Genomic DNA, 9,624 nt, shown 5'->3' with positions numbered 1-9,624 from the left:
TGCCAAAGCGGTAAAAAAAGAAGATCGCTGATGAGCACCTATTCGGGGATAAAAACCTGGACGACCGGTACCGAAAGCCAGATCTTCTGGAGTGCCGCCAACGGGGATAACCATCAATCATACGTGATGCAGGCCGTTTGGGACGGCAAGAAGATCAGCATTAAAAATGCCTTCGCCTTTAAACCTGTCGCGCCCTCGCCGATGGCCCTGCCTAATGAATTGCTGATCCGTACCGAAAATTATAAAGATTACCTGTACGTGGTACTAAACGGCAATAACCAAATCGTAAAAATCGACCTGAGCACAAATAATACCCTGTGGACCAAACCAACGGGGGTTGCCCCTTACGGCATTGCGTCGGTAGGCAATCAACTGTTCATTACCAACTGGGGCGGCCCTATGCCAACAGACACAGCGGGCAGGGAAACCGCAGGCGTACCCTACGGCAGTACTTATACCGACCCAAAAACCGGCGCCACCGCAACCGGCAGCGTACAGGTTATTGACCCGGCTACGGGAGATATTACAAAGGAAATAGCGGTTGGCCTGCACCCAAATGTGATTATCCCTTCCAAAGACGGACGGTTTTTATATGTGGCCAATGCCAATAGTGATAATGTATCGGTGATATCGGTTGCTGCATTGCAGGTAGTGGAAAATATACCTGTACGGCTGATCCCTGGTCAAAAAGGGTATATCGGGGATTCGCCCAATGCACTTGCCATCAGTGCCGACGGAACCACCCTTTATGTGGCCAACGGGCTTGATAATGCGGTAGCGGTAATTAAACTGGGGGCAGGTTCATCGGCAAAGGGTTCGGGAAAAACTACGATCAAAGGCTTTATACCAACTGAAGCCTATCCCGGAGGCCTACTGGTTGACGGCAACATAATATTTGTAACCAACCTGGAGGGCGAAGGTTCGCGGGTAAGCACAAAGGAATTTAAAGCGAAGGACGTACCCGACGAGGTAACTGCTTATAACTCGCACCATGAGCTGGCAACCGTATCCATTATCCCTATCCCCAGCCAGGGGCAGTTAAAACAATATACCGACAGAGTAAAAGCCCTCAACTTAACCTTCAGGGAAGAGATAGCTCAACTGGTACCGCGCAAAAACATCGCCCCCAAACCTATTCCCGAACGCATTGGTGAGCCATCGGTATTTAAGCATGTGCTTTACATCATAAAAGAAAACCGCACCTACGACCAGGTTTTAGGCGATATGACACAGGGGAACGGGGAGCCCTCGTTATGTATTTATGGCGACAGCATTACGCCAAACCAGCATCAATTGGCTAAAGATTTCTTGTTGATGGATAACTATTATGCATCCGGGAAATGCTCGGCGGAAGGGCACCAGTGGACGGATGCGGCTATGGTAACAGATTATGTTGAAAAGAATGTGAGGGCCTGGTTCCGCAGCTACCCGCATGTGCAGGAAGACGCGCTGGTTTATGATGCGAATGGTTTTATCTGGAACAACGCGGCAGACCATGACAAAACAGTGAGGATATACGGGGAGGCGTCGAAACCGAATTATGGTGAAAACTTAACCTGGTCAAATATTTACGCCAATTACCAGGCAGGCCTGCCTTTTAAGTTTTATAATACCAGCACCATTTCGCGGGTGACGCCTATGCTGTCGCAAAATTATCCCGGCTCTGATGAACTGAAAATTACCGACCAGATCAGGGCTTCCGCATTTATAAAAGAATTGAAGGAATACGAGCAAAAGCCAGGCGACCAACTTCCCGAACTGATGGTAATGGCACTTTCCGTCGATCATACCGAAGGAACCCGTCCCGGCTTCCCAAAGCCAGAGGCCATGGTAGCTGACAATGACCTGGCCCTTGGCCGCATCATTGAAGCCGTTACCAAAAGCAAGTTCTGGAAAAACACGGTGATCTTTGTAACCGAAGATGATTCGCAAGCGGGCTGGGACCACGTCTCGGCATATCGCACAACGGGATTTGTCGTTAGTCCTTATAGTCGTTTGCAAAAAACAGTATCTACCAACTATAATCAAACATGTGTGGTACGGTCAATTGAACAGATTTTGGGTATACCCCCCATGAATATTATTGATGCTACCGCCCTTCCCATGTTTAATTGTTTTACTGACCGGCCATCCAATTTCATTTACCAGGCCGTGCCGAATCGGATCGCGCTCAATCAAATCAACCCAAAACTTGCCGCACTGAACGGGAAGGCACTCTATTTCGCCAGGGCGTCGTTGAGGCCGGAGTTTGATCATGTTGATGGTGGCAAAGATGATTTATTGAACCGCATTTTGTGGTATGCTGCTAAAGGCAAACAGGTTTATCCGGCGAAGCTGACCGGCAAAAATGATGACTGAAATAAGACGACGCGTTGGGAGCGAAAGCAATATTCTATTTGAATAAGGAAGTCCCGGCAAAGCCGGGACTTCTCCTCAACTAAACCTCAGGCTACCTCTCTTATGTGTTCTCAATACACTAAGCCTCTTGCAATAATTAAATATTTATTCTCATATTTATAAAATCAGCAATTTCATTTATGAAAAAACTACTTTTCTCTATTTTGCTACTACCCTTACATATGGCGGTAGCGCAACAGCACCAAATGTCAAAAAGCTATGTAGTTCCAGATGATACGCTCGTACAGCAAAAGCTGGGTAAATGGCAGGACCTTAAATTTGGCTTATTTATGCATTGGGGTACATACAGCCAGTGGGGGGTGGTAGAAAGCTGGAGCATATGCCCGGAGGACGAAGGATGGACACAACGTACAGGCCCCTATTCCACCGATTATTACGGGTATAAAAAAGCCTACGAAAACCTGCAAACTACTTTTAACCCGCAAAACTTTCACCCCGACAAATGGGTAAAGGCGGCCAAAGCCGCCGGCATGAAATACGTCGTTTTTACTACCAAACACCACGACGGCTTTTGCATGTTTGATACCAAACAAACTGATTATAAAATAACCAGTGTAAAAACGCCTTTTTCATCAGATCCGCGAAGTAATGTTACCAGCGAGATATTTAATGCTTTCAGGAAAGAAAATTTTATGATAGGCGCCTATTTTTCAAAACCAGACTGGCATTCGGAAAATTACTGGTGGCCCTACTTCCCGCCGAAAGACAGGAATGTAAATTACGACCCTGCAAAACACCCCGAGCGCTGGCAGAAATTTAAGGATTATACCTATAACCAGATACAGGAACTGATGACGGGTTATGGGAAAGTTGATATCCTGTGGCTGGATGGCGGCTGGGTTAGGCCAAAAAGCACCATTGATAGTTCAGTTGACTGGCAGCGAACCATTACCTATAACCAGGATATTGATATGCCACGCATTGCCACCATGGCCCGCAGCAAACAACCCGGATTAATTGTAGTTGACCGAACGGTTACAGGTCAATATGAGAATTATACTACCCCGGAGCAGCAAGTTCCAAATGAGCCTTTAGACCATCCTTGGGAAAGCTGCATTACCATGGGCAATTCATGGAGCTATGTACCTGTTGATCAATACAAATCGGCCAACCAGATCGTTACATTACTGGTAAAGATCGTTTCGCGCGGTGGAAATTTATTGATGAATATCGGGCCTGGCCCTGATGGTGATTGGGATCCCGTAGCGTATGAGAGATTAAAACAAATTGGCGAGTGGATAAAAATAAACGGTGAGGGTATCTATAACAGCACCTCAATAGCCCCCTACTCCGAGTCAAATATCTATTATACCAAATCAAAAAACACCAATACAATTTATGCATTCGTTTTATCAGAAAAGGATAAGGTTGAACTACCGCAAAACATAGCGCTGCATTTGAACGGTATCGCAAAAATTAAAAAGGTAAGTCTTTTAGGTAGCGACAAAAAATTGAAATGGGCAGTTAACGCCGATACCATCAGTATAAATATCCCGGCAGCTTTGCAGACCAATAACGGGCTAAATCAAGCCGCAGTTTTTAAAATTCAATATTAATTAACAAACAACAGACACATACTATTTGATATAATGCCGCCGACTAAATTGATCCAGCCGCAATTTTTACTTTATCTTCTTTTATTAACCACCGGCCTAAACGGCAGCATTTACGCCCAAAGCAGCAATGAGTTAAATTCAGGCTGGAAATGCGCTGATATAGGCAGTGTAAAAATCTCAGGGTACGAACTTTCCAAACCTGACTTTAATGCTAATAACTGGATGCGTGCTACCGTACCCGGCACTGTTTTAACTACCCTTTTAAATAACAAAAAGGTACCCGACCCATTTTTCGGGATGAATAATGAACAGATCCCCGATATCTACAAGACGGGTGCAGCCTATTATACCTATTGGTTTATCAAGGATTTTACTGAATCGCCTGTTACAAAGGGCAGCCAGGTTTATCTTAACCTGCGTGGGGTAAATTACAGCTGCGATATTTTCCTTAACGGCAATAAGCTAAATAAAACCTTGCAAAAAGGCATGTTTTTACGGTTTAGCTATAATATCACCACTTTTTTAGCCAAAAATGGCACTAATCGCCTGGCCATATTGGTATACCCGCCCGACGTTTTAGGCAATGCTAACGGCGGCCAGGGCGGCGATGGCACTATTGCCCGCAATGTAGGATTGCAATATACCGCCGGCTGGGACTGGATCCAGCCCGTACGCGACAGAAATACCGGAATATGGGACAAAGTTACCATACAAAAAACCGGCGCGGTGCGCATCAGCGATACGCATGTCGTTACCCTGGTGCCTGGACAAAGATTTCCTGAAGGGCCGCAAAAACCGGCAACCCTACAGCTTTCTACGGAACTTAAAAACTCCACTACCGTACCGGTATCGGGCACTTTAAAATTCGAGTTGGATGGAAAAACCGTTTCAAAGGCCGTTAGTTTGAAACCATTATCAACCCAACAGGTAAACTTTAACGACTATACGCTTCAAAACCCCAAACTTTGGTGGCCTAATGGCTATGGCCCGCAAAACCTTTACAACTTAAAGATCAGCTTCGTGGCTAAAGGCAATCAACTATCCGATGAGCAATCGCTTAAGGTTGGCGTAAGGCAACTGCAATCGGAATATAACGAACATACAGGCGGCAGACAGATAGAAGTAAACGGGCAAAAAATTTTTATTAAAGGCGGTAACTGGATCATCTCTGACGAGATGATGCGCCTTTCGGACGCCCGTTACGACGCTGAGGTACGCTTTCACCGGGATATGAACCTGAACCTGATCAGGGTTTGGGGCGGTGCCATGATTGAACGCCCTGAGTTTTTTGATGCCTGCGATAAATACGGTATCCTGGTTTTCCAGGACCTATGGGGATCAGGCGATTGCAACGGCCGCTGGATGGACCCTTTGAAATTGGACGACCAATGGACCCGGAGAAAATATCCCGATGACCATGGACTGTTCCTGCGCTCGGCAGAGGACCAGATCAAAATGGTGCGCAATCACGCTTCGCTGGCTATCTGGTGCGGAGGCAACGAGATTACCCCGCCTGAAGATATTTTGGTACCGCTGCGCGATAGTATTTTACCACGGTTGGATAATACCCGCTGGTTTGTAGACTACTCCAATTCTGATGCCATGTCACACAATACACTCGGCGACAATGGCGACGGGCCGTACGGCATCCAGCCGTTATCAGTATTTTGGGAACACCGGACTTTCCCTTTTAACTCCGAGGTTGGGTCGGTGGGATTGAGTGATTATGAATCGCTTAAACGATTTATTCCGACCAATCATTTGACGCAACCGGTTTATGATGAGGATACCCATAAAACAAAAACAGATGAAGTTTGGGATTACCATAAGTACATTGGTTATGACACCAGTGTAGCCCGGTATGGTAAAATAAAAAACGCCGAAGATTTTAGCAACAAAGCACAGTTAGTGAACTACGACCAGTATCGCGGCCTTGCCGAAGGCTTTACTTCGCACATGTGGGACTGGTACACCGGTTTCATCATCTGGAAGACTCAAAACCCATGGACGGCCATGCGCGGGCAGATGTACGACTATTATTTAGACCCCAACGCCTGTTTGTATGGGCTTCATAATGGCAGCGCCCCACTGCATATTATGTATAACCCAGTTAACGGCATGGTGATGGCAGCCAATAATACCTTTAAAGCCCGCAGTAGCATGATGCTGGTTGTAAAAACTTTTGATATGACGGGTAAAGACAGCCTGCTCACCCAGGTTTTTGCTGACATTGGGGCCACTACCACCAAAAGATATTTCTCGATTAAAAAGACCATTGATGAAATGTCCGCCAGGGAGGGCATTTTCCTTTTGCTGCAATTACTTGATGCCAATAAAAAGCTGATCACCGATAACCTGTACTGGATACCCGACCAAAAAGGAAACTTCTCCGGACTGCAAAAAATGAAGCTTAACGATCTGGCGATTAAAGCCAAATACCTTAAAGCGGGGCAGGTTGAAGTTACGCTTGATAATAGCCAAAATCATTCGCTGGCATTTTTCAACCGGTTGTCACTCGTGAATGCGGATACCAAAACAAGGTTATTGCCTGTCTTTTACAGCGATAACTATGTGAGCGTTTTGCCCGGCGAACAGAAAAAGGTAATTATTGACTACAAGCCAGGTATTGAACAAAAGGACCTGCAGGTGGAGATCAGCGGCTGGAATGTAAGCAAGAAATATCTAACTATTGATAACCACTGATCAATTTTACAAAGCATCTATCTTTAAACAACTAAAACAAATTAACCCAACTTAAATGACAACTATTACAAGCACCAAACCCCCAACAGATCAAAATAAAAGTTCAAAAGCCATTGTAATCATCGGCATCCTGTTTTTTATTTTTGGTTTTGCAACCTGGATGAATTCTGTGCTGATACCTTACTTAAAATTAGCATGCGAACTCAATAATTTTAAGGCTTATTTTGTAACATTTGCTTTCTATATCTCCTACTTCGTAATGGCCATACCATCGGCCCTGGTATTAAAAGTTACCGGTTTTAAAAAAGGCATGGCTATCGGGCTTGCCATCATGGCACTGGGCGCTTTAATTTTTATTCCTGCGGCACTTGAGCGCACCTATCTATTGTTTTTATTGGGTTTATTTGTGATGGGAACCGGTTTAGCTATTTTACAAACTGCCTCAAACCCTTACATCGTTATTTTAGGCCCGCCTGAAAGTGCAGCAAAGCGCATCAGCATTATGGGCATCTGTAATAAAGTAGCCGGGGCAATTGCGCCTATTGTGCTTGGCTCCATTGTGCTTGGTGATGCCGATAGCCTCAAACTCCGCCTCAAAACCATGCCCATTGCCGAAAAAACACAGCAGCTTAATGAACTTGCCTCCAGGGTGATCCCACCTTATATCGTAATTGTTGTAATTCTGTTACTCCTTACCGTATTTATTTTCTTTTCGGGTTTACCCGAAATTGATACTGATCATGAAGACGAGACTGTTGCCATTGCCAATACCCATAAAACCAGCGTTTTTCAATTTCCATACCTGGTACTGGGGGTATTAACTCTGTTTTTATACGTTGGTGCAGAGGTACTTGCAGGCGATTCAATTATAAACTACGGCGCCGGCCAGGGCATTCCACTTTCTACGGCCAAGTTTTTTACTACCTGCACCCTCATAGGAATGATTGCCGGCTACTTAGTTGGTATTTTTTGTATACCAAAATATTTTACACAGCAATTTGCTTTAAAAGTATCGGCCATATTGGGGGTAATTTTTACTTTGGGGGCACTTTTTGCCAAAGGATATTTTTCGGTGTTTTTTATTGCTTTGCTTGGCCTTGCCAATTCACTCATGTGGCCCGCTATATGGCCAATGGCCATTATCGGGTTGGGAAAATTCACCAAAATAGGCTCTTCATTAATGATCATGGCTATTGCCGGAGGGGCCTTAATCCCCCTTGCATACGGGCGGATTGCTGATAAAACAAGCCTGCAGCAAGCATATTGGATCTTGGTGCCGATCTATCTTTTTATTCTTTATTACAGTGTAAAAGGGTACAAAGCCGGACGTATACCTGTGGAACCTGCTGAAAAATTATACCCTGTGGCCGAATAAATGAGCTAAATTGCAGCATCAACCGTGACAGAAGTACCAAAAGACTATTAACTAAACATGATAAATAAATTTACCGCCACTGTCTTATTTGTGGCATTTACAGGTTTTGCATTTGGCCAGGTAAGCCATCATACAAAAAACAAAACGACTGATCTAACGCAATATGTCGACCCTTACATTGGTACCGGCTTTCACGGCCACGTTTTCGTGGGAGCCAATGTTCCTTTTGGGGCCGTTCAGTTAGGGCCTACCAACCTGTCGAAGGGCTGGGACTGGTGCTCCGGATACCATATATCCGATTCTACCATTGTCGGCTTTCAACATACCCATTTAAGCGGCACCGGCATTGGCGACCTGGGCGATATTTCATTAATGCCAACAACAGGCCCGGTTAAAGCCATTAAAGGAACTTTAGCAGACCCTGAGAGTGGCTACTTTTCGCAATTCAGTCGTAAAGACGAAGTGGTAAAACCCGGATATTACAGTGTAAAACTTAAAAGATATCATATCGGCGTTAAACTTACCGCCACCAAACGCGTGGGCTTTCACGAATATACCTTTCCGCAATCCGATCAATCGCATATCGTTATCGACCTTGAAGAAGGCGTGGCCGATATACCTACCGAAACTTTCATCAAGCTGGTGAATAAAACCACCATTGAAGGCTTCCGCTTTTCAAGAGGCTGGGCGCATGACCAGCGGATCTATTTTACGGCTGTTTTATCAAAACCTATCGCACATTTTGCGGTGTACGATACGACTGCTTTACAGCAGGGTATCACGCTTAAGGGGCAAAAAGTTAAAGGGGTAATTTCCTTTGCAACCAAAAAAGGCGAGAAGGTACTGGTAAAGGTTGGCTTGTCGCCTGTAAGTTCAGCCAATGCATTGCTTAATATCAACAGCGAAATACTGGGCTGGGATTTTAACAAGGTTGCTGCCGATGCCCATAATACCTGGAATAAAGAGCTGCGGAAAATTGAGATCAAAACAGACTCTTTATCTCAACTTAAAAAATTCTATACCGCGCTATACCATACCATGATTGCCCCATCGGTATTTAACGATGTTAACGGCGACTATTGGGGTACCGATAAAAAGGTGCACAATGATCATTCATTCACTAACTTAACTACTTTTTCGTTATGGGACACTTACCGGGCGGCAAATCCCCTTTACACCATTATCCAGCCCGGGCGTGTAAATGATATTATAAACACCATGCTGGCCATTTACAAACAGCAGGGCAGGTTACCTGTTTGGCATTTAATGGCCAACGAAACCAATACCATGGTGGGCAATAGTGCGGTAACTGTTATCGTTGACGCTTATTTAAAAGGCTTTAACGGCTTTGATGCAAAACTGGGCTATGAGGCGGTTAAAAACACCCAAATGCAGGATCTGAGGGGCCTAAAATATGTAAAAGCATTGGGCTATATCCCTGCCGATAGTACCGTAGAATCAGTAGCAATGGGGCTTGAATATTCCATAAACGACTGGTGCATTGCACAAATGGCACTAAAGATGGGCAACAAGGCCGACTTTGATTATTTTAGCAAACGGGGGCAGAATTAC

General features: G+C 45.0%; 5 protein-coding genes. All 5 read left to right on the top strand.

Features of this window, described 5'->3' with window-relative positions; all coding sequences use genetic code 11:
• Nucleotides 1–2,358, top strand: a 2,358-nt coding sequence (locus QZY09_RS02680) for a bifunctional YncE family protein/alkaline phosphatase family protein (protein WP_295667765.1), incomplete at its 5' end; no start/stop codon positions are given.
• 179 nt (nucleotides 2,359–2,537) lie between these two features.
• A complete protein-coding gene (locus QZY09_RS02675; protein WP_295667763.1) occupies nucleotides 2,538–3,974 on the top strand; it encodes an alpha-L-fucosidase in 1,437 nt (478 codons plus the stop codon).
• A 33-nt stretch (nucleotides 3,975–4,007) separates the two neighbouring features.
• The gene (locus tag QZY09_RS02670) at nucleotides 4,008–6,677 is read left to right on the top strand and encodes a glycoside hydrolase family 2 TIM barrel-domain containing protein (protein ID WP_295667761.1); all 2,670 of its coding nucleotides are present in this window, start codon (nucleotides 4,008–4,010) and stop codon (nucleotides 6,675–6,677) included.
• A 55-nt stretch (nucleotides 6,678–6,732) separates the two neighbouring features.
• Nucleotides 6,733–8,052 (top strand): sugar MFS transporter, encoded by a 1,320-nt coding sequence (locus QZY09_RS02665; RefSeq protein ID WP_295667759.1) that lies wholly within the window; start codon nucleotides 6,733–6,735, stop codon nucleotides 8,050–8,052.
• Between the two features lie 57 nt (nucleotides 8,053–8,109).
• A partial coding sequence (locus tag QZY09_RS02660; protein WP_295667757.1) for a GH92 family glycosyl hydrolase occupies nucleotides 8,110–9,624 on the top strand: 1,515 nt, incomplete at its 3' end.

The sequence above is a fragment of the uncultured Mucilaginibacter sp. genome (genome assembly GCF_903913935.1).
Lineage (GTDB): Bacteria > Bacteroidota > Bacteroidia > Sphingobacteriales > Sphingobacteriaceae > Mucilaginibacter.
Note: the sequence above shows the minus strand (reverse complement) of the source record. Positions and strands in the feature narration are given on the sequence as shown.

Excerpts from the sequence above, each read along its gene's own strand:
- QZY09_RS02670 (WP_295667761.1), top strand. The coding sequence starts at position 4,008 with ATGCCGCCGACTAAATTGATCCAGCCGCAATTTTTACTTTATCTTCTT.
- QZY09_RS02665 (WP_295667759.1), top strand. The coding sequence starts at position 6,733 with ATGACAACTATTACAAGCACCAAACCCCCAACAGATCAAAATAAAAGT.
- QZY09_RS02675 (WP_295667763.1), top strand. The coding sequence starts at position 2,538 with ATGAAAAAACTACTTTTCTCTATTTTGCTACTACCCTTACATATGGCG.